19 protein-coding genes are annotated in these 21,653 nt (G+C 68.7%); 10 read left to right on the forward strand and 9 right to left on the reverse strand.

The genetic code is table 11. The features are described 5' to 3' along the window. Positions 1-34: 34 nt before the first annotated feature. Together ACIBGM_RS14500 and ACIBGM_RS14505 are read left to right on the forward strand one after the other, a co-directional pair. Positions 35-595, forward strand: a complete 561-nt coding sequence (locus tag ACIBGM_RS14500; protein ID WP_360538390.1) for a TetR/AcrR family transcriptional regulator — start codon at positions 35-37, stop codon at positions 593-595. Further along, positions 592-1,458, forward strand: a complete 867-nt coding sequence (locus tag ACIBGM_RS14505; protein WP_396385715.1) for an LLM class F420-dependent oxidoreductase — start codon at positions 592-594, stop codon at positions 1,456-1,458. Before ACIBGM_RS14500 ends, ACIBGM_RS14505 begins: the two co-directional genes overlap by 4 nt. Here the strand turns inward: ACIBGM_RS14505 and ACIBGM_RS14510 are convergent. Further along, positions 1,441-2,442 carry a LacI family DNA-binding transcriptional regulator gene (locus tag ACIBGM_RS14510; RefSeq protein WP_360518229.1) on the reverse strand — a complete coding sequence of 334 codons (1,002 nt, stop codon included), beginning with the start codon at positions 2,440-2,442 and terminating at the stop codon, positions 1,441-1,443. The two genes, ACIBGM_RS14505 and ACIBGM_RS14510, sit on opposite strands and share 18 nt — an antisense overlap. 134 nt (positions 2,443-2,576) lie before the next feature. Between ACIBGM_RS14510 and ACIBGM_RS14515 the strand changes: the two genes are divergently transcribed. Genes ACIBGM_RS14515 through aceB form a run of 6 tightly spaced genes read left to right on the forward strand, consistent with a single transcriptional unit; the run spans position 2,577 to position 10,712 of the window. Then, on the forward strand, positions 2,577-3,881 hold the full coding sequence (locus ACIBGM_RS14515) for a sugar ABC transporter substrate-binding protein (RefSeq protein WP_360518232.1): 1,305 nt from the start codon (positions 2,577-2,579) through the stop codon (positions 3,879-3,881). A 5-nt stretch (positions 3,882-3,886) separates the two neighbouring features. Continuing rightward, entirely contained in the window at positions 3,887-4,834 is a 948-nt protein-coding gene (locus ACIBGM_RS14520; RefSeq protein WP_360518235.1) for a sugar ABC transporter permease, read from the forward strand. Then, a complete protein-coding gene (locus ACIBGM_RS14525) occupies positions 4,831-5,646 on the forward strand; it encodes a carbohydrate ABC transporter permease (RefSeq protein WP_396385716.1) in 816 nt (271 codons plus the stop codon). The genes ACIBGM_RS14520 and ACIBGM_RS14525 overlap by 4 nt, the downstream gene beginning before the upstream one ends. Then, positions 5,643-7,103: a hypothetical protein gene (locus ACIBGM_RS14530; protein ID WP_396385717.1), complete on the forward strand. Its 1,461-nt coding sequence runs from the start codon at positions 5,643-5,645 to the stop codon at positions 7,101-7,103. The genes ACIBGM_RS14525 and ACIBGM_RS14530 overlap by 4 nt, the downstream gene beginning before the upstream one ends. Next, on the forward strand, positions 7,100-9,133 hold the full coding sequence (locus tag ACIBGM_RS14535; protein ID WP_396385718.1) for an alpha-amylase family protein: 2,034 nt from the start codon (positions 7,100-7,102) through the stop codon (positions 9,131-9,133). Before ACIBGM_RS14530 ends, ACIBGM_RS14535 begins: the two co-directional genes overlap by 4 nt. Before the next feature lie 10 nt (positions 9,134-9,143). After that, positions 9,144-10,712 (forward strand): malate synthase A, encoded by a 1,569-nt coding sequence (gene aceB / locus ACIBGM_RS14540; RefSeq protein ID WP_396385719.1) that lies wholly within the window; start codon positions 9,144-9,146, stop codon positions 10,710-10,712. A gap of 3 nt (positions 10,713-10,715) precedes the next feature. On the opposite strand, the gene ACIBGM_RS14545 is transcribed toward aceB, so the two are convergent. The 4 genes from ACIBGM_RS14545 to ACIBGM_RS14560 form a co-directional block, all read right to left on the reverse strand. Further along, positions 10,716-11,582, reverse strand: a complete 867-nt coding sequence (locus ACIBGM_RS14545) for an LLM class flavin-dependent oxidoreductase (RefSeq protein ID WP_396385720.1) — start codon at positions 11,580-11,582, stop codon at positions 10,716-10,718. A gap of 65 nt (positions 11,583-11,647) precedes the next feature. After that, positions 11,648-12,307 (reverse strand): Rid family hydrolase, encoded by a 660-nt coding sequence (locus ACIBGM_RS14550; RefSeq protein WP_396385721.1) that lies wholly within the window; start codon positions 12,305-12,307, stop codon positions 11,648-11,650. Further along, entirely contained in the window at positions 12,304-13,887 is a 1,584-nt protein-coding gene (locus ACIBGM_RS14555) for an FAD-dependent oxidoreductase (RefSeq protein WP_396385722.1), read from the reverse strand. Before ACIBGM_RS14555 ends, ACIBGM_RS14550 begins: the two co-directional genes overlap by 4 nt. 114 nt (positions 13,888-14,001) lie before the next feature. Next, entirely contained in the window at positions 14,002-14,763 is a 762-nt protein-coding gene (locus ACIBGM_RS14560; RefSeq protein ID WP_396385723.1) for a S1 family peptidase, read from the reverse strand. Positions 14,764-14,854: 91 nt separating this feature from the next. Here ACIBGM_RS14560 and ACIBGM_RS14565 point away from each other — a divergent pair, with 91 nt between their 5' ends. Further along, positions 14,855-16,528 (forward strand): alpha-amylase family protein, encoded by a 1,674-nt coding sequence (locus ACIBGM_RS14565; RefSeq protein WP_396385724.1) that lies wholly within the window; start codon positions 14,855-14,857, stop codon positions 16,526-16,528. Here ACIBGM_RS14565 and ACIBGM_RS14570 read toward each other — a convergent pair. After that, positions 16,497-17,189, reverse strand: a complete 693-nt coding sequence (locus ACIBGM_RS14570) for a DUF4386 domain-containing protein (RefSeq protein WP_396385725.1) — start codon at positions 17,187-17,189, stop codon at positions 16,497-16,499. The genes ACIBGM_RS14565 and ACIBGM_RS14570 overlap by 32 nt on opposite strands. A gap of 81 nt (positions 17,190-17,270) precedes the next feature. Between ACIBGM_RS14570 and ACIBGM_RS14575 the strand changes: the two genes are divergently transcribed. Continuing rightward, positions 17,271-17,936, forward strand: a complete 666-nt coding sequence (locus ACIBGM_RS14575; protein WP_360518268.1) for a TetR/AcrR family transcriptional regulator C-terminal domain-containing protein — start codon at positions 17,271-17,273, stop codon at positions 17,934-17,936. Positions 17,937-17,982: 46 nt separating this feature from the next. Here ACIBGM_RS14575 and ACIBGM_RS14580 read toward each other — a convergent pair whose 3' ends face one another. The 3 genes from ACIBGM_RS14580 to ACIBGM_RS14590 form a co-directional block, all read right to left on the reverse strand. Then, on the reverse strand, positions 17,983-18,921 hold the full coding sequence (locus ACIBGM_RS14580) for a zinc metalloprotease (RefSeq protein ID WP_360518271.1): 939 nt from the start codon (positions 18,919-18,921) through the stop codon (positions 17,983-17,985). A gap of 108 nt (positions 18,922-19,029) precedes the next feature. Beyond that, positions 19,030-21,123: a glycosyltransferase gene (locus tag ACIBGM_RS14585; protein ID WP_360518274.1), complete on the reverse strand. Its 2,094-nt coding sequence runs from the start codon at positions 21,121-21,123 to the stop codon at positions 19,030-19,032. A gap of 38 nt (positions 21,124-21,161) precedes the next feature. Further along, positions 21,162-21,623 (reverse strand): hypothetical protein, encoded by a 462-nt coding sequence (locus ACIBGM_RS14590; RefSeq protein WP_360518277.1) that lies wholly within the window; start codon positions 21,621-21,623, stop codon positions 21,162-21,164. Positions 21,624-21,653 lie beyond the last annotated feature (30 nt).

Raw genomic sequence — 21,653 nt, forward strand, 5'->3', positions numbered from 1 at the left:
GCCACCGGCTGTACCTCTAGGTACAGTTGGTGGCATGGAGACCGTCGAACGGTTGATTCGCAGTACGCAGGAACTGCTGTGGGAACGGGGCTACGTCGGGACCAGCCCCAAGGCGATCCAGCGTGCTGCGGACGCCGGTCAGGGGAGCATGTACCACCACTTCAGCGGGAAGGCGGAGCTCGCGAAGGCGGCGATCGAGCGGTCCGGGGCGGAGTTGCGGGCGGCCGCCGAGCAGCAGTTCGCGGGCACGGGTACGGCGACCGAGCGGATCACGCAGTACCTCGAGCGGGATCGCGACGTGCTGCGTGGCTGCCGGGTGGGCCGGTTGACCGCGGATCCGGACGTGATGGCCGATCCCGAGTTGCGCCGACCGGTCGCGGAGACGTTCCAGTGGTTGCGCGGCCGGCTTGCCGGGATCATTGCCGAGGGCAAGCGGAATGGTGAGTACCCGAGCACGCTCGACCCGGAGCGGACGGCGGCGACGATCGCCGCCGTCCTCCAGGGTGGGTACGTGCTGGCCCGGGCCGAGGGATCGGACGAACCGTTCGAGCTTGCTGTGCAGGGATTGATCGCCTTGCTGCCGGAGGCGATGTGAAGATCGGCGCGGTGTTCCCGCAACTGGAGATCGGCGCGGATCCGAACGTTGTCAAGGAGTGGGCGACGACAGTCGAGCGGGCCGGCTACACGCACGTGCACGCGTACGACCACGTGCTCGGCGCCGACCCCAAGAACAGGCCCGGCTGGAGCGGGTACACCGACAAGTCCTTGTTTCACGAGGTTTTCGTGCTGTTCGGCTACCTGGCGGCGATCACGACCAGAGTCGAGTTGGTGACCGGCGTACTGGTGCTGCCGCAGCGGCAGACGGCGTTGGTCGCGAAGCAGGCGGCTGAGGTCGACGTGCTGAGTGGCGGCCGGATGCGGCTCGGTGTCGGCATCGGGTGGAACCAGGTGGAGTACCAGGCCCTCGGCGTACCGTTCAAGCAGCGTGGCGCCTTGCTGGAGGAGCAGGTGGACGTGTTGCGCCGTCTGTGGACAGAACCGGTGATCTCGTACGACGGCAAGTTCCACCAGATCGAGGAAGCCGGACTCAACCCGCTCCCGAAGAGCAGGATCCCCATCTGGTTCGGCGGCAGCGCCGAGGGTGCACTGCGTCGGACAGGACGCATCGGCGACGGCTGGATGCCGCAAGGGAGACCCGACGACCGAGCCCGCGCCCAGCTCGCCACGATCCGCGAAGCGGCAGCCGAGGCCGGCAGGGACCCGGCGACCATCGGCATCGAGCCCCGCCTCACGCTCGCCGAGATCCCCGAGAAGAACTGGCCGGACTTCGTCGACGGCTGGCGCGAGCTAGGCGCCACCCACCTGGCCGTCAACACGATGAAGCTGGGCCTGTCCAAGCCCGAGGATCACGCGGCACTGCTCCAGGACGTCCTCCCGAGGTTAGCGCCCACCGGTTGACCCCCGAACCACCAGCGGGCACGGCAAGGTGATGATCTCCGTCGGCCGCTCGGGATCCTCGATGCGGCGGCGGAGCAGGTCGATGCCCTTCTCCACGATCGCGTGGATCGGTTGCGAGACCGACGTGAGGTCGAACGCCTCCCACGCGGCCAGTGACGTGTTGTCGAAGCCGATCACCCAGACGTCGTCCGGCACCCGGACGCCGAGCGCGCGAGCGCCGTCCAGGATGCCGAAGGCGAGCAGGTCGGTGACGGTGTAGATCGCGGTCGGCGGCTTCTTCCGCGACAGCAGCTTCTGCGCCGCGGCATGACCGTCCGCATGCGGTACGCCGACCGACACGACGTTGCTGGGTTTGATCTTCACGCCGGCGTCGGCGAGCGCGGCGCGGAAGCCGAGGTCGCGGTCCCGGGAGGTGTTCCCGGTGTGCGTCAGCGTGACCAGGCCGATGTCGGTGTGGCCGGACTCGACCAGATAACGGCCGGCGTCGTACGCCCCCTGCCAGTTGTCGCCGACCACCTGGTCGCAGTCGAGGCCGTCGATCCCGCGGTGCAGCAGCACGGTCGGTGTGCCGGACTCGACCGCCATCGTGTGCAAGGAAGAGTCGTACGTCGCCGATGTCAGCAGGAATCCGTCGACCAGGCGCTGCTGGAGCACCTTGCCGACCGACTCCTCCGGGTCGTGCTCGATGTTCCACAGGATCATGTGCAACCCGAGCGCGCTCAGCACCCGGCCGATCTCGTCCAGCAGCTCGGCGTGGAACGGGCTGGTCACCCGGGTCATGAACACGCCGATGGTGTCGGTCCGGCCGGTCTTCATCGCCCGGGCCAGCGCGTTCGGCGTGTAGTTCGCCTCCTCCAGCACCCGCAGCACCCGGGCCCGCGTCTCCGCGTTGACCTTCGGGTTGTTCGTCAGCACCCGCGAGACCGTGGCCTGTGAGACCCCGGCCAGGCGTGCCAGATCACGGCTCGTCGGTGGTCGCGTCATGATCCGCCCTCCCCTCGTCCTCAGAATCCGAAACCCTACTGAAGAGTGTCGCCGTTCGCCGTTGACCACGCGCGAGACGGTCTGTATACGTATTCATTGTATACGTATTCATCCCTCGCGGATGGGAGATTCCGGTGCAGACATTCCACTCCAACCTGAGCCGCCGCAGGTTTCTCGCCGGACTGACGGGACTCGCGGCCGGCGGCATGCTGGCCGGCTGTGGTGGCAACGGCAACGCAGGTGGTGGCGGGGACGGGAAGGGCCTGACCTTCCTCAACTGGCAGCAGGTCAAGGGCACGCCGCTCGAGCAGGCGATCCAGGCCTACGAGAAGTCGTCCGGCGCGAAGGTCACGGTGCAGCCGGCCGTCACCCAGGAGTACGACACCAAGATGCGCACCCTGCTGGCCGGCGGCAGCCCGCCGGACGTGATGCGGATCAACGACGACTTCGTCCGCGGCTTCTCCGAGCAGGGGGCGCTGCTCGACCTGAAGCCGTACCTCGACAAGGACGGCGTGGACACCGCGGCGTTCGCCAAGGAGGCGTTCGAGTTCCCCAAGCAGCCGGACGGCTCGCACACCGCCTGGGTGCTCGGCTACGAGCCGCGCCTGATCTTCTACAACGTCGACCTGTTCAAGCAGGCCGGTGTGCCGCTGCCGCCGACCACCTGGTCGCCGGACGGCTGGACCTGGGCAGACTTCGCCGACCGGGCCAGGAAGCTGACCGACCCGGCGAAGAAGCAGTACGGCGCTTTGGTCTACCTCGACACCGGCTACGAGCAGACGTTCACGGTCAACCACGGCAGCGAGACCGGCATCTACTCCACCGACGGCGCCCAGTTCACGCTGCCCGGCGCCAAGGAGGTCGAGGCGCTGCAGTGGGCGACCGACCTGACCTGCAAGGACAAGGTGCAACCACCGTGGTCCGCGCTGCAGCAGGACAACGTGCAGAACCAGCTGTTCGCGCAGGGGAAGATCGCGATGATGTTCGCGACCTTCGGCACCGTGCCGTACATGCGGACCACGATCAAGGACTTCACCTGGGACGTCGCGCCACCCCCGGCCGACGTGCAGCAGAAGACCGAGGCCAGCGTGATCGTGTTCTGCATCCCGAAGGCGGCGAAGAACCCGGACCAGGCGTGGGAACTGCTGAAGTTCCTGGCCGGCGAGGAGGGCGGCAAGATCCTCCTGCAGGGTGGCGCGTTCACGCCGATCAACAAGAAGGTCGCGGCCCAGCTGGCGCCGGGCGGCAAGATGCCCGAGCACATCGGGCTGTTCGGTGAGGCCGCGAACCACCTGACCGCGACCAACCAGACCAAGAACACGCTCGGCGCCCGCGAGCTGTACCGGCCAGCGCTGGACCAGGCCTACAACTGCGAGAAGCCGGTCGGCGACGTGCTGAGCCAGATCAAGCCGCAGGTGGACGACGCCTTGAAGGGTTGATGCCAATGGCAACGACAACACCGACGAGGCAGCCGGTGGCCGAGGTCGTGGCGCCGAACCGGGAGGCCGAGGTACGGCGGGCGCGCCGCCGGCAGACCCTGGTCGGCTGGCTGTTCATCAGCCCGATCGTGGTCGGGGTGGTGGCGTTCCAGTTCTTCCCGATCCTGGTCTCGATCGGCGCCTCGCTGACCGACTGGAACGGGATCTCGGCGCCGGAGTTCGTGGGCCTGAAGAACTTCGCCGACCTGTTCGGGGACGACCCGCTGTTCCTGCAGACGTTCAAGAACACCATCTACTTCACGCTGGCGAGCATCCCGCTGACGATCGGGATCGGCCTGGTGCTGGCACTGCTGTGCGCCCGGCCGATCCGCGGGGTCGCGTTCTTCCGGACGGCGTACTTCGCGCCGTACGTGACGAACGTGGTCGCGATCGGGTTCGTCTGGTTCTGGTTCTTCCAGCCGGACAACGGCGTGGTCAACGGGCTGCTCGGCCAGGTCGGGATCACCGGGCCGCAGTGGCTGTCGAGCTCGACCTGGGCGATGCCGGCGGTGATCATGGTCAGCGTCTGGCAGGGCATCGGCTACCCGATGATCATCCTGCTCGCGGGCCTGCAGGGCCTGCCGAACGAGTACTTCGAGTCCGCGAGGATCGACGGCGCCGGGGCGCTGCAGCGGCTGCGGTTCATCACGCTGCCGTTGCTGACCCCACACTTCCTGTTCCTGCTGATCACGCAGTTCATCACGTCGTTCCAGGTGTTCGGCCTGATCTACGTGATGACCAAGGGCGGGCCCGGCCACGCCACCAGCGTCTACATCTTCAACATCTACCAGAACGCGTTCAGCTTCGGGAAGGTCGGCTACGCCTCGGCGATGGCGTGGATCCTCTTCGCGGTGATCGCGGCCGTCACCTTCCTGCAGTGGAAGCTCCAGAAGAGGTGGGTGTTCTACTCATGAGGCTGGTGAGCAGGACCTCGCAGTACGTCGTGATGTCGCTGTTCGCGGTGGTCTTCCTGGCGCCGCTGGTCTGGATGATCAGCGCGTCGCTGCGGCCGGAGGCGAAGGTGCTCTCGGTGCCGCCGCAGTTCCTGCCGAAGGACGCGCAGTGGGAGAACTACCGGCAGATCTTCGAGCTGATCCCGGTGTTCCTCTGGAACAGCGTCAAGCTGGCCGGGCTGAACGTGGTCGGCATCCTGATCGTGGCGTCGATGGTCGGCTACGCGTTCGCGCGGCTGCGGTTCGCCGGCCGGGACTTCGCGTTCATGGTGCTGCTGGCCACCTCGATCATCCCCGGCATCGCCTACCTGATCCCGCAGTACATCGTGTTCCGCCAGATCGGCTGGGTGGACACGCAGTACCCGCTGTGGGTGCCGAAGGTGCTCACGCCGGTGTTCGCGACGTTCCTGATGCGGCAGTCCTTCCTGACCATCCCGCAGGAGCTCGAGGACGCGGGCAAGATCGACGGGGCGTCCACGTTCGGCATCTACTGGCGGATCATGCTGCCGCAGACCAAGCCGGCGCTGGCCGCGATCGGGGTGTTCACCTTCCTCGAGTCGTGGAACGACCTGTTCGGTCCGCTGATCTACATCAATTCCGAGAACCTGCAGACGCTGCCGGTGGCGCTCGCCCAGTTCCAGGGCGAGTACTTCACCCAGATCAGTCTGCTGATGTGCGGGGCGACCGTGTCGGTGGTCCCCGTCATCGCCGTCTTCCTCTTTGCGCAGCGCTATTTCATCCAGGGCATCACGATGACAGGAATGAAGGGGTGAGCACCGTGCCGGACCGGCTCGTTGCCATGCAGATCGGAGCGGTTTCGTTCGTCGACGAAGGCGTCGACCAGACACTGGACATCCTGGCCGACCGCGGCGCGGTGAACGCGCTGTTCCTGGCCACGCCGACCTGGACCCGGGGCACCGGCGGACGCCAGATCCCCGGGCACCCGATTCCCGACCACGGCGGCGCCGAGTACGACCTCGGCTGGGTCGGCGGCAACTACGCCACGCCGCATCCGCAGTACTACGGCAACACCGTGCTCGGCGCGGTCGGCAAGGCGCCGGAGAACCCGGAGTTCGACCTGCTCGGCGAGGTCGTGCCGAAGGCCCGCGAGCGCGGGATGAAGTCGTTCGCCTGGATGGAGGAGAGCGGCGGCGCCCGCCAGCTGCGGACCTACCCGAACTTCGTCAAGGTGCTCGAGGTGGACGCGTGGGGACGGCCCGGCCGCCGGCCGTGCTTCAACAACCCGGACTACCGCAACTGGCACCTCGGGTTCGTCGAGGACTACCTGCAGAGCTACCAGCTGGACGGTCTCGCGTGGTGCTCGGAGCGGCCGGGCCCACTGAACATGCTGATGCAGGGCACTGTCGACGTCCCCGAGATCGGCTGCTTCTGCACGCACTGCCGGCAGATCGCCCGCGACCGTGGCATCGACGTCGAGCGCGCGATGCGCGGCTACCGTGAGCTGGTCGAGTGGAACCAGCGGGTCGGCGACGGTGAGCGGCCGGTCGACGGCGCGTTCGTGACGTTCTGGCGGATCCTGCTGAACTTCCCCGAGGTGCTCGCCTGGCAGACGCTGTGGACCGAGAGCCAGCGGCAGCTGTACCGCGACATCTACGGCGTGGCCAAGGCGATCTCGCCCGATGTGCAGGTCGGCTGGCACGTCTACCACAACATCTCGTTCAGCCCGTTCTACCGGGCCGACCAGGACTACACCGAGATGGCGAAGTTCTCCGACTTCATCAAGGTGGTCATCTACAACAACTGCGCCGGGCCGCGATTCTTCACCTGGGTGAAGAGCATCTGCGGCGCGCTGTTCGCCGACGCGGATCCGGAGGATGTCTACCCGCTGATGATGAAGCTGCTGCAGCTCGACGAGGGCGACTACGAGAAGCTGCCGCAGACCGGGTTCACCGCCGACTACGTGCGTCGTGAGACTGCGCGTGCGGTCGCGGGCGTGGCCGGGCAGAGCGCGATCTACCCCGGGATCGACATCGACATCCCGGTCGGCGTCACGAAGCAGCGGCTGGAGCAGCCGCGCGACCTCGGGACCAAGATCAACTGGGACGACAACGAGGGCGACCTGACCCAGTGCACCCGCGAGTCAGTCCGGGACGCGACGCTGGCCGCATTCGAGGGTGGCGCGGAGGGCGTCGTACTGAGCCGGAAGTACTCCGAGATGCTGCTGGAGAACCTGTCCGGTGCGGGGGACGCGGTCCGGAGCCTGCCGTGAAGCCTTGGCACCAGCGGACCCTGCGGTGGGCGCAGACGAACCTCACCGAGAAGGACCCGGTGCGGTACGACGCCGAGTGGTGGCGGGACCACTGGCGTCGTACCAAGGTCCAAGGGGTGATCGTCAACGCCGGCGGGATCGTCGCCTACTACCCGAGCAAGTTCGACCTGCAGCACCGCGCTGAGTTCCTCGGCGATCGCGACCTGTACGGCGAGATCGTCGAGCTAGCCAAGGCGGACGGCCTCACGGTGCTGGCCCGGATGGACTCCAACCGGGCCCACCAGCCGCTGTACGACGCGCACCCGGACTGGTTCGCGGTCGATGCCGACGGCAACCCTTACCGGGCCGGGAAGCTGTACGTCGCCTGCGTGACCGGCCCGTACTACGAGGACTTCCTGACCGGGATCCTCGAGGAGATCGTCGAGCGCAGCGCCGCGGACGGGATCACCGACAACAGCTGGAGCGGTCTCGGCCGGGACAGCATCTGCTACTGCCCGAACTGCCGAGACAGCTTCGGCCAGGACCTGCCGACCGGAGTCGACTGGGCGGATCCGGCGTACCGGCAGTGGATCCGCTGGAGCTACGAGCGGCGGCTCGCGGTCTGGGACCTGAACAACGAGGTGACCCGGCGCGCGGGCGGCCCGGACTGCCTGTGGATCGGGATGAACGGTGGCGAGCTCGTTGCGCAGAGCAAGCGACTGCGGGACGACGTGGAGATCTGCAAACGCACCCCGATCTTCATGCTGGACTCGCAGTGGCGGCACGAGGAGTCCGGCTTCCAGGCGAACGCCGACAGCGGCAAGCGGCTGCACGGCCTGCTCGGCTGGGACACGCTGATCCCGGAGAGCACGGCCATGTACGACGCGGGCACGCCGACGTTCCGCCTCGGCAGCAAGCCGGAGCCGGAGGCCCGCATGTGGGCGGTGGAGGGGTTCGCCGGCGGGATCCAGCCGTGGTGGCACCACATCGGATCGGTGCACGAGGACCGTCGGCAGTACGCGACGGCTGAGCCGCTGTTCGGCTGGCATGCCGCGAACGAGGCCTACCTGGTCGACCGCGAGCCGGTCGCGACGGTCGGGTTGCTGTGGAGTCAGCGCAGTGTGGACTTCCACGGCAAGGACGCTCCGGAGACGACGAGCCAGTTGCCCTATCGGGGGTGGGTCGACGCCCTGGTCCGGGCCCGGATCCCGTACCTGCCGACCCATGAGGTCGACTCGCGCTTCGCCGTACTGGTCGTGCCGAACGTCGGAGTGCTCACCGATGCGCAGTGCGAGGCGTTGACGGCGTACGTCGAAGGCGGCGGGCGGCTCGTGGTCACCGGGGAGTCGAGCCTGTACGACGAGTGGGGGGATCGGCGGGACGACTTCGCGCTCGCCGAACTGCTCGGCGTACGGCATCAGGGCAAGCGGCTCGAGGCGGGCAAGGTCGACTGGGAGACGTACGACGCCCACACGTACCTGCGGATCGAAGACCGGGCGGTGGCCGACGGCTTCGACGACACGGACCTGCTGCCGTTCGGGGGACAGTTGGAGCTGGTCGAGGCGACCGGGGCGGCGCTGACCTACGTGCGGCCGTTCCCGATCTACCCGCCGGAGCTGTCGTGGATGGCCGAGCCGTGGAGTGACATCCCGGCGCTCGTGGTCGGCGAGCGGACGACGTACCTCGCGGCGGACCTCGATCGGCAGTACGCGCTGCACCATCATCCGGACCACGGCCGGCTGCTGGCGAACCTGGTGCGGCACGACGGCATCCCGCTGCAGGTCGAGGGCGCCGGCGTCCTCGACTGCCAGCTCTACCAGCAGGGCGACGCGCACATCCTGCACCTGGTCAACCTCGACCAGGGCGGGGCGTGGCGGGGCCGGCTGGAGGAGCTCACGCCGGTCGGGCCGTTCACCGTCCGGGTGCGGGCAGCGGCCGGCCGGGCCCGTTTCCTGGTCGCCGGCGTGGAGGCGGAGGTGACCGCGCAGGACGGCTGGATTACGGTCGGAGTAGACCGGATCACCGATCACGAAGTCGTAGTACTCAGCTAAGGAGCCTTCTGTGTCAATCGACGTCACCGGGCCGATCAACGAGCGGTACGACGAGATCCTCACCGAGCGTGCGCTCGGGTTGATCGAGACGTTGCACCGGGAGTACGGCGCTCGCCGGCTCGAACTGCTCGAGCGCCGGCGGGAGCGGGTGGCGGCGATCGAGGGCGGGGCGTCGCTGGAGTTCCTGCCGGAGACCAAGGACGTGCGGGACGACCCGGACTGGCGGGTCGCCCCGGCCGCGCCCGGACTGGTGGACCGGCGGGTGGAGATCACCGGGCCGACCGACCGAAAGATGACGATCAACGCCCTGAACTCCGGCGCCAAGGTCTGGCTGGCCGACCAGGAGGACGCGAACACCCCGCTGTGGGAAAACGTGGTCGGCGGTCAGCTGAACCTGCTGGACGCGATCACCCGGCGGATCGACTTCAGCACCGACACCAAGAGCTACGCCCTGAAGCCGGACGACGAGCTTGCCACCATCGTCGTCCGGCCGCGGGGCTGGCACCTGCCGGAGAAGCACATCGTGGTCGACGGCGAGCCGGTGTCCGGTTCGCTGGTCGACTTCGCCCTCTACCTGGCCGCCTGTGGACAGCTGCAGCTCGACCGCGGCCAGGGACCGTACTTCTACCTGCCGAAGATGGAGTCGCACCTGGAGGCGCGGCTGTGGAACGACGTGTTCGTGACCGCGCAGGAGTACCTCGGGATCCCGCGCGGCACGATCCGGGCCACCGTGCTGATCGAGACCTACCCGGCCGCGTTCGAGATGGAGGAGATCCTCTACGAGCTGCGGGAGCACTCGGCCGGGCTGAACGCGGGCCGCTGGGACTACATGTTCAGCGTGATCAAGACGCACCGGACCCGGGGCACGGACTTCCAGCTCCCGGACCGCAACAGCGTCACGATGACGGTGCCGTTCATGCGCGCATACACCGAGCTGCTGGTCCGGACCTGCCACAAGCGCGGCGCGCACGCGATCGGCGGGATGGCGGCGTTCATCCCGAGCAAGGACCCGGCGGTGAACGAGCAGGCGTTCGCGAAGGTCGAGGCGGACAAGCGGCGCGAGGCCGGTGACGGGTTCGACGGGTCGTGGGTCGCGCATCCCGGCATGGTCGAGACCTGCCGGACCGTCTTCGACTCGGTGCTGGGTGCGGAGCCCAACCAGCTCGGCAAGCTGCGGGAGGACGTGTCCGTCACCGCCGCGGACCTGCTCGACGTCGCCGCGACGCCAGGTGCGGTAACCGAGGCCGGGCTGCGGAACAACGTGAGCGTCGCGATCCAGTATCTGGCGGCCTGGCTGGAGGGGACCGGTGCGGTCGGCATCTTCAACCTGATGGAGGACGCCGCGACCGCCGAGATCTCCCGCTCCCAGATCTGGCAGTGGCGGCAGAACGGCGTCGTCCTGGACACCGGCGAGACCGTCACGACCGACCTGGTCCAGCGGATCGCCGACGAGGAGATCGCCAAGCTCGGCGACGACTCCGGCCGCTTCAAGGCGGCTCGCGAGCTCTTCCTGGAGACGGCGCTGGCCGACGACTACGCGGACTTCCTCACGCTTCCGGCGTACGAACGCATGGCCTGAGCGTCAGCGGGGCGGTCCTGGAGGGGGCGGGCCGAGGCGGATGCGTGTTTGCGCGTCCGCCACGGTGAGCGCCTGGGTCAGCAGCCAGTTGACGCCGTGGCGCTCGTACTGCCGGAGGCTTGGCTGTGTTGGCTCGGTGGCGTCGGCGTTCCCGATCAGGACCAGGTCGAAGGGACGGGCGGATCGCGTGGCCTGCAGCTCGGCGGCGATCGCGGCGTACGTCTCGGGCGGGATGACCACGGTCGGCCACTGCTCGCTGGCGGGCGCGAACCCGTCCCAGCGAGCGGCCCGGCGGCGGGGTGCTCGGTAGGAGCCGCCTGCGCCGATCCAGATCGGGATCCGTGGCTGCTGGACCGGCGTGGGCCGGAGGGCGGCGCCGACGCAGTTGTAGTAGTTGCCCTCGAAGTCGACGCGCTCCCCGGTCCACAGGCGCGTCACCAGGTCGAGGAACTCGTCGACCATCGTGGCTCGGGTCTTCAGGTCCGCGTCGATGCCGAAGGCGGTGAACTGGTCGTCCGGGTGGCCGAGCCCGACGCCGAGGATCAGCCGGCCGCCGGACAACCGGTCCAGAGTGGCGGTCTGTTTGGCGAAGGCTTCCGGTCGCAACCGTGCCACCGCGGTGACGAGCGGGCCGAAGCGAATCCGTTCGGTCGCCGCCGCCACCGCGGCCAACGCCACCATCGCGTCCGCTGCATCATCGGAGTCGCCGAGCATGGCCGCGACCGCTTTGCTGTGGGCGTGCAACGGCAGCAACTCGTCCCACACGAAGAACCCGTCCCAACCCGCCGCCTCGGCCGTCCGTGCGAGCTCGGCCAGTACGGCGGGATCCGCAAACGGCCCCTGGTTCGGCAAGTAGATCCCGTGCCGCATCCGCCCCACCCCCATCGGCCAGCCTACGCCGGGACCCTGCTCGGACCAGGGCCCCGGCGAGGTGGTCAGCGCTGGGCGGGGTACGCCGCGTCGACCTCGACTTCGACCAGCCAGCCGTTGACCGGGAGGTTCTCGATCTCGAGGGCGAAGCGGGACGGGCGGGCCTTGTTGACCACGAACGGCCTGGCGGGCGCCGCCGTACCGAGCGGGACCGGGACGTAGTTCCCGGTGGTCAGGTCGGTGTTGGCGAAGTACTGGCGGTAGGCGCGGTTCCAGCCGGCGAAGTCGGCGGTGGCGGCGCCGGCCGGGTTCTGCAGGAAGACGCGCATCGTGTACACGTCGGCGTACGAGAGACCCTGGGCCTGCAGGTTCTCGCCGATCCGCCGCAGCACGTTGATGCCCTGGGCCTCGGTGATCGTGACACCGGCCGGCAGCGTCCCACCCGGGAAGACGACGGTGTCGACGTACGACGCTTCCGATCCGGCCGGAGCGCCGGTGTTGAGGGCGGACGGGCCGAGCCCGCTCGTCTTGTAGATCGGTGTGTTGGCCCCGATGCCGACACCACTGGCGATCATCGGGTTGGCCTGGCCGGCCGGCAGGACCGGAGCGACCGTGCCCGGTCGTGGCGGCTTCGGCTTGTCCCACCAACCGGCCGCCGTACCGGCGCCGGCGCTGAAGGAGATCGCGACCGCCGCGACACCGGCGATCAGTGCACGCTTCCTCATCGGCTCGCCACCACCCGGCTGTGCAGAGCGGTCACAGTCGCGCGGGCCGACGTCATCGCGCCGTGCTGCCAGGCGATGGCGTGCGACAGGTGGTCGCCGGCGAAGTAGATGTTGCCGGTGGCATCGAGCAGCCGGGCGTAGACCCCGTCGGTCTGGGACGGCCAGCTGACCCAGGCTGCTTCGGAGTACTTGGTGCCCAGCCAGTTGACCGAGAAGGCCGCCTTGACGTCCTTGCCGTACACGTCGCCGTGGATCTTGGTGCCTTGCATCAGGGCTCGGTCCAGTCGCGCGGCCGGTGTCAGAGCGCCGTACACGTTGGCGTTCGCGCCGGTGTTGTAGTACCCGATGACGGTGCCGCGGCGGCCGTGGAAGCCGCTGGACGGGTACCAGGTGTTGACCGTGTCGAGGTTGCTGTTGGTGATCCCGCCGTAGATCCGGTGGTCCTCCTCCCACCAGCGCCGGCCGTACTCGATGCCGATCTTGCCCGCGTTCGTCGGGCGGGCGTACTTCAGCGCGTCGAGGATCGGGGTGGGCAGGTTCGACGGGACCTTCGCGGCCAGGTGCGGCGGCAGTGTGCAGATCGCGTAGTCCGCGGCGATCACCCGGGTTCGGGTCCCGGTTTTGTAGGTGACCTCGACGCCTTCCGTGGTGTTGCGCAGGCCGGTGACCTCGGCGCCGTACTGGATCTTCTCCTTGCCGATCGCCTTCTCGAACGCGTACGGGATCCGGTCCATCCCGCCGACCGGCTGGAACATCATCATCGCCTGGTCCCAGCCGAACTCGAACGAGAAGTAGTTGCCGACCCCGCTGGCGAACACGTCGCTCAGCGCGTACGGCGCCTCGGTCGTCCCGCCCTCCAGGCCGGCGCCGGGCTCGACGGTGTAGCCGCGGCGGCCGTCGGTGCCGGTGTAGGCGAACCCGGCCGCCTTGCTCCCGATCGCGCCGAAGCTGCTGAGGAAGCTGATCAGCGCCGCCTTGTCGGTGGCGGTGAGCTGACTGTCGAGTGCACCCTGGTCGGTGGCCTTGGCGAGCATCTCGGCGACGTAGCCGTAGGCGTCGGCCTTGGCGGTGCGGTGCCGGATCGGCTTGTTGGACAGGGCTGTGGTGCCCTCGCGGTACAGGTAGGCGTCCGCGTTCTGGTTGATGAACGGCTCGATCGGCACGCCGAGCTCGCGGCAGTAGTCGAGGGTCACGTGGTGCTGCGGCAGGCGGGCCGGTCCCGCGTTCATGTACTGACCGGACGAGAACGTCGCCCGCTGGGTGTTGCCTGCCAGGTCGGTCTCCACGGTGCCGCCGCGGACGGTCCAGTTTCGGCCGCCGGGACGGGTGCGAGCCTCGAGCAGGGTGACCTTGTAGCCGGCCTTCAGCAGTTCGTACGCAGAGGTCAGCCCGGCGATGCCGGCACCGAGGACGACGATGTGCTTGCGGCCGTGGCCGTTCAGTTCGACTCGCGACGGGGCGGCGTACGCGGGCGTCTCGGCGACGCCCGTGAGGCCGAGCGCCGACATCGTGGAGTACATGACACCGGCTCCACCGGTGATACCGACCTGCTGCAGGAACTGACGTCTGGTCTGCGCCATGCCTTCTCCTCACTGGGCAACGAAGTAGCTGACCAGAAAGGTAAAGACATGGTGTTTTCCCGCTGTGTCCGAGCGGTGACGACCTGAGACCGGTACTGACAGGTATGTTTCGGGTTAACGAACCTGTTCAAGCATGGTCTCAGCCACTGGCGCGATTTCCGCGTAGACACCGGGAAAATCGGGGTCGGCGCAGCCCTTGCCCCAGGACACGGTGGCCAGCAGACGGCCGTTCAGGACGAGCGGACCGCCGGAGTCGCCCTGGCAGGCGTCGGTGCTGCCGTTGCCGGCGCAGACGTTCGACGCGGCGGCGTACCCGCTGGCGACGTACTCCTTGTTCGCCAGGCAGGCGTCGTCGCCGAGATCGGGTACGGCGGCCTTCTGCAGGGTGTCGTCCGGGCCGGTGTCCGCGGTGTCGCCCCAGCCGTAGACGGTCGGCGTGACGCCGCGCCGATCGGCCTTGGGGTTCGTATCGAGCGCGATCAACGGCACTCGCGTGAACGGCTTGGCGAGGGTGAGGATCGCGAAGTCGTTGCGGTTGTTCTTGGTGTTGTACCCGGGGTGGATCCAGATCTTGCTGATCCCGGACACCCGGCCGGTCGAGTGGTCGCCGAGGTCGGCGCGTCCTTGGATCGCGCCGTACGTCGAGACCGGCTTGGTCATGCAGTGCGCGGCCGTCAGGACCTTGTCGGGTGCGAGCAGGACGCCACCACACCACCGCCCGGTCGGCCGCGAGGACTGCGTGTTGGTCACGACCACCGCCCACGGCGCCTCGCTGACACTCGCCAGCGTCCCGCCGACGATGAACTGCTTGTCGGCAGAGGATCCGGCAGTGGCGAGCAAGAGAACCCCGGCAAGCACGACAGCCCGTTTCAGCATGACAACGAACCTACTCCACGTGACTGGCTGATTACACACCGATCAGTCCACGACCGGTGTAGCTCGCCATGTTGCGGGGCACCGCGAAGGCATGAGGCTGACCGAGACCGCGGATGTCTGGTGGAAGAACGCAGTGGTGTACTGCCTCGATGTCGAGACCTTCTTCGACACCGACGGCGACGGGCGCGGCGACCTGCGCGGCGTGAGCCAGCGGATCGACCACCTGGCCGAGCTGGGCGTGACCTGCCTGTGGCTGATGCCGTTCTACCCGACACCGGACCGAGACGACGGCTACGACATCACCGACTTCTACGGCGTCGACCCGCGGCTGGGGACGCACGGCGACCTGGTCGAGCTGATCACGCTCGCCCAGGACCGCGGGATGCGCGTGATCGCCGACCTGGTCGTCAACCACACCTCCGACCAGCACCCGTGGTTCCGGAGTGCGCGGGCGTCGCGCGAGTCGCCGTACCGGGACTGGTACGTGTGGCGGGACGAGCCGCCGCCGGGCGCCGACAAGGGCATCGTGTTCCCCGACCAGGAGCAGAGCCTCTGGCAGTACGACGAGGAGGCTGGCCAGTACTACCTGCACCGGTTCTACAAGCACCAGCCGGACCTCGACATCACCAATCCCGCGGTGCGCGAGGAGATCATGCGGGTGATCGGCTTCTGGCTGCGGCTGGGGCTGTCCGGGTTCCGCGTGGACGCCGTGCCGTTCCTGATCGACCCGGCGGGCTCACTCGACGCGGCGGACTTGCCCGACCCGCACGACTACCTGCGTGACCTGCGAGCGTTCCTGTCCCGGCGGAGTGGACAGGCAATGCTGCTCGGCGAGGTCAACCTGCCTTACAAGGAGACCCGGCAGTTCTTCGGTGATGAGGACGGCGACGAGCTGACCATGTCGTTCGACTTCATCGCCATGCAGCGGCTGTACCTGTCGCTGGCGCGCAGCGACCCCGCCGAACTGGTGAAGGCGTTGCGGGAACGGCCGGACCCGCCGGAGGAGGCGCAGTGGGGCACGTTCGTGCGCAACCACGACGAACTCACGCTGGACAAGCTCTCCGACGACGAGCGGCAGGAGGTGTTCGACGCCTTCGGTCCCGAGGAGGGCATGCAGCTCTACGGCCGCGGTCTGCGCCGCCGGCTGCCGCCGATGCTCGGCAACGACCCGGACCGGCTCAAGCTGGTCTACAGCCTGCTCTTCTCGCTGCCTGGCACGCCGGTGCTGTTCTACGGTGAGGAGATCGGCATGGGCGAGAACCTCGCTGTGGAAGGGCGGAACGCGGTCCGCACGCCGATGCAGTGGACGGCCGACCCGAACGGTGGCTTCTCGACCGCGGACCCGAACGACCTGGCCGTACCCGTCACCGAAGGCGAGTACGGACCGGAGCACGTCAACGTCGCCGCCCAGCGCCGTGATCCCGACTCGCTGCTGAGCTGGATCAAGCAGTTGGTGCTGCGCTACCGCGAGTGCCCGGAGCTGTCCTGGGGCAAGTACACGGTCCTCGAGTCCGAGGCGCCATCGGTGTTCGCCCACCTTTCCGAGTACGAGGGCGGCCGCGTCGTCGCCGTTCACAACTTCGCCGACGAACCAGCTCACGTGACCCTCGCGGTCGCCGGCAACGGAGTCGGCGTCCAGGCCGTCGACCTCCTCCAGGACGGTACGGCGAGCGTCCGCGAGGACGGCGTACTCGAGCTGGGCTTGGACCCCTACGGCTCCCGCTGGCTCCGTATCACCCAGCTAGGCGATCGGTACCTCGTCTGACGAGCAGCATCAGACCGAGCAGGATCGTCCACACTCCCCAGGCGGTGCTGCCGATGAGTCCGGCGGCATCCCAGACCGGGAAGTCGGGGAGTGCGGTCGCCATGACGTCGCCTTGGTTGGTGAAGTAGAGAACGCTCGCGAGCAGTCCGCCCCAGCCGATCCAGCGGGGTACGGCGTTCGTGTGCAGGATGACCACGCTGACGCCGATGCTCCACGCGATGGCCAGGAGCTGCCCGAGGTGCTCGCCGAGCAGCGCACCGCCGTACTGGTGCTGCGCGGTCCACGCGGCCGCGACCGCCTGGTCGCCGTCGGCGTAGGCCCGAGCCAGCGGCGGTACGACGAACACCCAGCGCAGGAACCCGATCAGCGACAGCAGCACCGACGCGGCGCCGAGCGCGGTGGCGACTCGCAACACCGTCGACGACTCCCGATTGATTGCTTGGGGCAACATCAGGATCGGGATCGCGAGCAGGCCGTAGGTCCAGGCGGTGGCGAACCAGGTCCAGACCAGTCCCGGCCCGCCCTTGGTGAACGAGGTGAGCACGGTGCCGGCCGGTTCGCGCAGGATGTCCGGCCAGTCGAAGGTGGCCGACAGCACGCCGGCGGCGATGGCGAAGCTGACGGCGCTGACGACGAACAGTCCCCCGGTGATGCGACGCATCTGGATTCCCTCCCAAAATTGTACGGCGTACAGAGTTAGCATGCAGGCAATCCTGTACGCTGTCCAGAGTTAGGAGGGCGGATGGCGACAAGAGGCCGGCCGGGGCCGCGGCGGACGTTGACCGAGGACGAGCTGCTGACCGCGGCGCTGGAGCTGCTCGACGAGGGGTCGGCGGCGTCGATCCGGGGCATCGCGGCGAAGGTCGGCGTGGCGCCGAACGCGGTCTACACCTACTTCCCCGACAAGGCGGCGGTCGACCGGGCGCTGGTGGAGAAGCTGCTGGGCGAGGCGGACGGCGGGGCGTTCGCCGACGAGGGCGCGCCGTGGCGGGAGCGCGTGGAGGCGCTGGCGATCGGCCTACGCCTTCGGCTGGTTGCACACCCGGGGGCGGCCGCGTTGCTGATGAGCGGCCCGATGGATGGCCCGCGGACGACCGCGCTGAACGAGCGCTTGCTGGACGTGCTGATCGGCGCTGGACTCGACCCGGCCGATGCGGCGCGGGCGACGTACCTGCTGATCGTCTACGTCCTCGGCTCGATCGCGCTCGAGGTGGCCGACGAGACCGGAGCCGGTCCGCTGCCGTCAGAAGACGACCGGGTGGCGCGGCGGCGGGCCGGGTTCGCGCAGATCCCGGCGGAGATGTTCCCGCGCTCGGCCGCGGCGGCGCCGACGATGTCGCGCTTCATCACCACGGACCAGTACCTCTGGGGCCTACGCCGCCTGCTCGACGGCATCACCCCGAACTGAGATGGCCACCCCGGCCACGCATGCCGGGGTGACCACGCCTCACAGCCTAGGCCCTGTAGGCCGTCCACATGTTGCTGATGCGGGTGCTCTGGTCAGGGGTGAACTGGTTGTAGCAGGAGTCGTACGAGTAATCCATGTAGTTGTGGATCGGGTCGAGACCCGGCAGCGAGCAGGAGTCACGGCCCTCGGGGCAGCCGTTGGTGGGGCTGCCCTGCGCCGGAGTGTCGGCGACCTCGTCGTTCGTGGCGGTGCAGCCGCCCTGGAACGTGTGGTACAGACCGAACCAGTGCCCGGCCTCGTGGGTCGCGGTCTCACCCAGGTTGTAGTTGGCGATCCCGCCGCCCGGCAGCGAGTCGAAGTGCACGCGGATGCCATCGACGCCCGGGTTGCGGTCGTAGTCCCACGGGAACGTGGCGATCCCGAGGTAGGCGAAGTCGACCAGCCAGACGTTCAGCGCGTTCGCGCCGCCCTTGCGGGTCTGCTTGCGGTACGTGGCGCTCTGCTTGTCCTTGTGCCAGTTGTTGTTGTTGTAGCGGAACGTCCCGGCCAGCGTGAAGGTGAAGCCGGTGTTAGCCGCGGCGGACGACTCCTGCCCGGCGAACGTCTGGTTCAGTACGGCGATCTGCTGCGCGATCTGGGTGTCGGTGACGTCGCCGTTGCCGGCCGCGTCACGCATCACGTGCACGTAGACGGGCACGCTCGCGGCCGCCAGCGCACCCTTCGGCACACCGATGCCACGAGCAGCCTTGGCCTTCAGGATCTGCGCGGTCCGGGCCTCGATCGCCTTCTGCTCGGCGGCCGACACCTCCCGGGTGTCCGGGCCGTGCCCGCCCTTGGCGGACGCGCTCGCCGCTGGGACGTGACAGTCCAACGGGAGGTCTGCGGGAAGCTTGGCGGTCGCCTGACCACCCAGCGGGCTGAAGGTGAGCGCCGTGCCGGCCAGCATGACCGCCAGGGCGCGTGGACGGGTGATGAAAGATCGCATCTGATTGCGCTCCTCCGGGTCGGGCCGCTGGGCGGGCGGCCGGTTGCCGGAGATCTTGCGTGGACGGATGGCTGATCCGGAAGCCATCGCCGGAAATTTGCCCGCGGTTTAGGGAAAACCTTCGGTGCTCGGGCGGGCGGACAGACTTCCGTAGCGTTCCATCCTTTGCCAGCGCAGGCGCGAGCCGGCCAGCGCGGTGAACACGGACTGGATGACGACCAGGTACATCAGTTGCCGGTAGACGAGCTGCTGCAGCGGCAGCGTCCACAGCGGTCCGGCCCGTTCACCGTCCAGCCGGAAGGCGTAGAAGCCCATCCCGAACTGCAACGCCAGGAAGCCCAGCCACACCACGCCCACCCGCCATGGATCGAGGAAGAGCAGGCCGTAGAGCGCGAACACGTCCACCACCGGCGCCAGCAGCGGCAGCAGGACCTGGAACAGCAGGAGGTAGCTCAGCCCGCGTCGACCCAGCTTGCCCGCCTGGCCGCGCTGGACCCACGCACCACGGTGCTTCCACATCGCCTGCAGCGTCCCGTAGCACCAGCGGTACCGCTGCCGCCACAGTGCACCCAGCGACGCCGGCGCCTCGGTCCACGCGATCGCACGCTCTTCGTAGACCACGTGCCAGCCGTCGCGGCACAGCGCCATCGTCAGGTCGGTGTCCTCGGCCAGCGTGACGTCGCTGAGGCCGCCGATACGTTCCAGCGCCGTACGACGGAAGCCGCCGACCGCACCGGGGACGGTCGGCATGCACTCGGCCAGGTCGAACAGCCGCCGGTCGAGGTTGAAGCCGATCACGTACTCGATGTGCTGCCAGCGACCGAGCAGACCACGCCTATTGCCGACCTTCGCGTTCCCCGACACCGCGCCGACCGACGGGTCCGCGAACGGCTGGATGAGCATCCGCACGGTGTCCGGCTGGAAGACCGTGTCGCCGTCGACCATCACGATCAGGTCGAAGTGGGCCGCCTGCAGCCCGGTGTTCAGCGCGACCGGCTTGCCCGCGTTCGCCTGCCGGATCACCCGGACACCCGGGATCCGCATCGCCTCGACGATGTCCGCCGTACCGTCGGTCGAGCCGTCGTCGACGACGATCACCTCGATCGGATGGTCCGAGGCGACCAGCGAGCGGATGGCGGCCTCGATCCCGGCACTCTCGTTGTACGCCGGGACGATCACGCTGACCGGCTCGGTGACGGGATCGCCCCACGACCAGTCCCGCTGGCGCGCGTGCCGCCGGGCCGCGACCACCGTGGTGATCGCTCGCAGCACGCTCAGCGCGCCGGCGGCGTACAGGAACCAGGTCAGCAGCGTCAGGACGCCGTCGCTGATCCGCATCGCCCAGATCGCGGCCAGGCCGCGCCCGCGCTCGATCAGGCTCGCCTTGTGGACCGGCTGCGGCAGCCCGACGGCGTCGCTCACGGTGGCGAACGTGAACCCGCGCTTCTTCAGCGTCGGGATCAGCTTCGCCAGCGCGTCGACGGTCTCGCTCCGGTCGCCACCCGCGTCGTGCATGAGCAGCACCTGGCCGGCGGTCCCGCGCGGCATCGAGTTGGCGATGACCTTCGTCGTACCCGGCCGTCGCCAGTCCTCGCTGTCCTGCGTGCTCAGCACGGTGAGGTAGCCGTCCTGGCGGGCGGCCTCGATGGCGGTCCAGTCCGCATCGGTGAGTGCGCTGGGCTCGGACGAGTACGGCGGCCGGAGCAGCGGCGTGCTCATCCCGGTCGCGCCGGCCAGGATCAGCTGGCTCTGCCGGAGCTCGAGCGATCGGCGCCAGCCGGCCGCCGTACTCAGGTTGGCGTGGGTGAACGTGTGCACGCCGATTTGGTGGCCCTCAGCAACGATTCGGCGGGCCAGCTCCGGATGGGCGGCGACCTCGGTGCCGACCACGAAGAACGTCGCCTTGACCTGCTGCGCCTTCAGCAGGTCGAGAATCCTTGGGGTCCAGACCGGATCCGGACCGTCGTCGAAGGTCAGCGCGATCGTGCGGGCCTTGGGCGCCACGGACCGCGGCCGGTCCGGCGCGGCGTCGACCACCGGCCCGCCCTTGACGATCGCCTCCGGCACCGACTCGGCCGAGCCGGCAGCCTTGACCGCCCCGTCGGGCTCGGCGCCGAACATGTGGTGCGTGTAGCCGTTCAGCAGCAACATGCTCGACAGGCAGACGAGCAGCACGGTCAGAACGATCCAATGCGTGCGCATCGGGACGGGCTTCGCGCGTCGCGCGGCTGGGCGAGGACTCACGGCTTGGACGGCGACTTGGTCCGACCAGGCGGTGTGGTCGGCTTGTTGCTCACGTGAGCGGTGGGCTTGCCAGGCGGAGTCGTGGGCGAAGCGGTCGCCCGGGTCGACGGGGTGATCGTCGGAGTGGGGAGGACGGTCGGCGTGCTGCTGGGCTGCGGCGTGCCGCTCGGCGTCGGCGTACTGGTGCTGTCCGGGGTGACAGCCGCCTCACTCGGGTGCACGGACTGTACGGCGGCCGGAGCAGGCGTCACCGCCGGTTTCTTGGGCGCAGGCTTGGCCGCCTCCGGCAGTGGAACCAGCGGCGTGTCCAGACTCGGTCCACCGAGCACGCTGCTGACCACGAGGATCAGATAACCCGCAGCCGGTACGGCGAGAACCGCACCGGCGCGCCGGATGGCGCGATGGCGACGCCCGGTCGAGTCCAGGAAAACCGGCCGCCGAGCGGAAGGCGACTTCACAAGCGCGAGATCCTACTAGCCCCGCCCCAC

It is taken from the genome of Kribbella sp. NPDC050470, assembly GCF_044458365.1.
GTDB lineage: Bacteria > Actinomycetota > Actinomycetes > Propionibacteriales > Kribbellaceae > Kribbella.

Coding starts and splice junctions, on each gene's coding strand:
- ACIBGM_RS14575 (WP_360518268.1), top strand. CDS start 17,271: ATGGCGACAAGAGGCCGGCCGGGGCCGCGGCGGACGTTGACCGAGGAC.
- ACIBGM_RS14560 (WP_396385723.1), bottom strand. CDS start 14,763: ATGCTGAAACGGGCTGTCGTGCTTGCCGGGGTTCTCTTGCTCGCCACT.
- ACIBGM_RS14555 (WP_396385722.1), bottom strand. CDS start 13,887: ATGGCGCAGACCAGACGTCAGTTCCTGCAGCAGGTCGGTATCACCGGT.
- ACIBGM_RS14565 (WP_396385724.1), top strand. CDS start 14,855: ATGAGGCTGACCGAGACCGCGGATGTCTGGTGGAAGAACGCAGTGGTG.
- ACIBGM_RS14525 (WP_396385716.1), top strand. CDS start 4,831: ATGAGGCTGGTGAGCAGGACCTCGCAGTACGTCGTGATGTCGCTGTTC.
- ACIBGM_RS14570 (WP_396385725.1), bottom strand. CDS start 17,189: ATGCGTCGCATCACCGGGGGACTGTTCGTCGTCAGCGCCGTCAGCTTC.
- ACIBGM_RS14585 (WP_360518274.1), bottom strand. CDS start 21,123: ATGCGCACGCATTGGATCGTTCTGACCGTGCTGCTCGTCTGCCTGTCG.
- ACIBGM_RS14580 (WP_360518271.1), bottom strand. CDS start 18,921: ATGCGATCTTTCATCACCCGTCCACGCGCCCTGGCGGTCATGCTGGCC.
- ACIBGM_RS14500 (WP_360538390.1), top strand. CDS start 35: ATGGAGACCGTCGAACGGTTGATTCGCAGTACGCAGGAACTGCTGTGG.
- ACIBGM_RS14510 (WP_360518229.1), bottom strand. CDS start 2,442: ATGACGCGACCACCGACGAGCCGTGATCTGGCACGCCTGGCCGGGGTC.
- ACIBGM_RS14520 (WP_360518235.1), top strand. CDS start 3,887: ATGGCAACGACAACACCGACGAGGCAGCCGGTGGCCGAGGTCGTGGCG.
- ACIBGM_RS14550 (WP_396385721.1), bottom strand. CDS start 12,307: ATGAGGAAGCGTGCACTGATCGCCGGTGTCGCGGCGGTCGCGATCTCC.
- ACIBGM_RS14545 (WP_396385720.1), bottom strand. CDS start 11,582: ATGCGGCACGGGATCTACTTGCCGAACCAGGGGCCGTTTGCGGATCCC.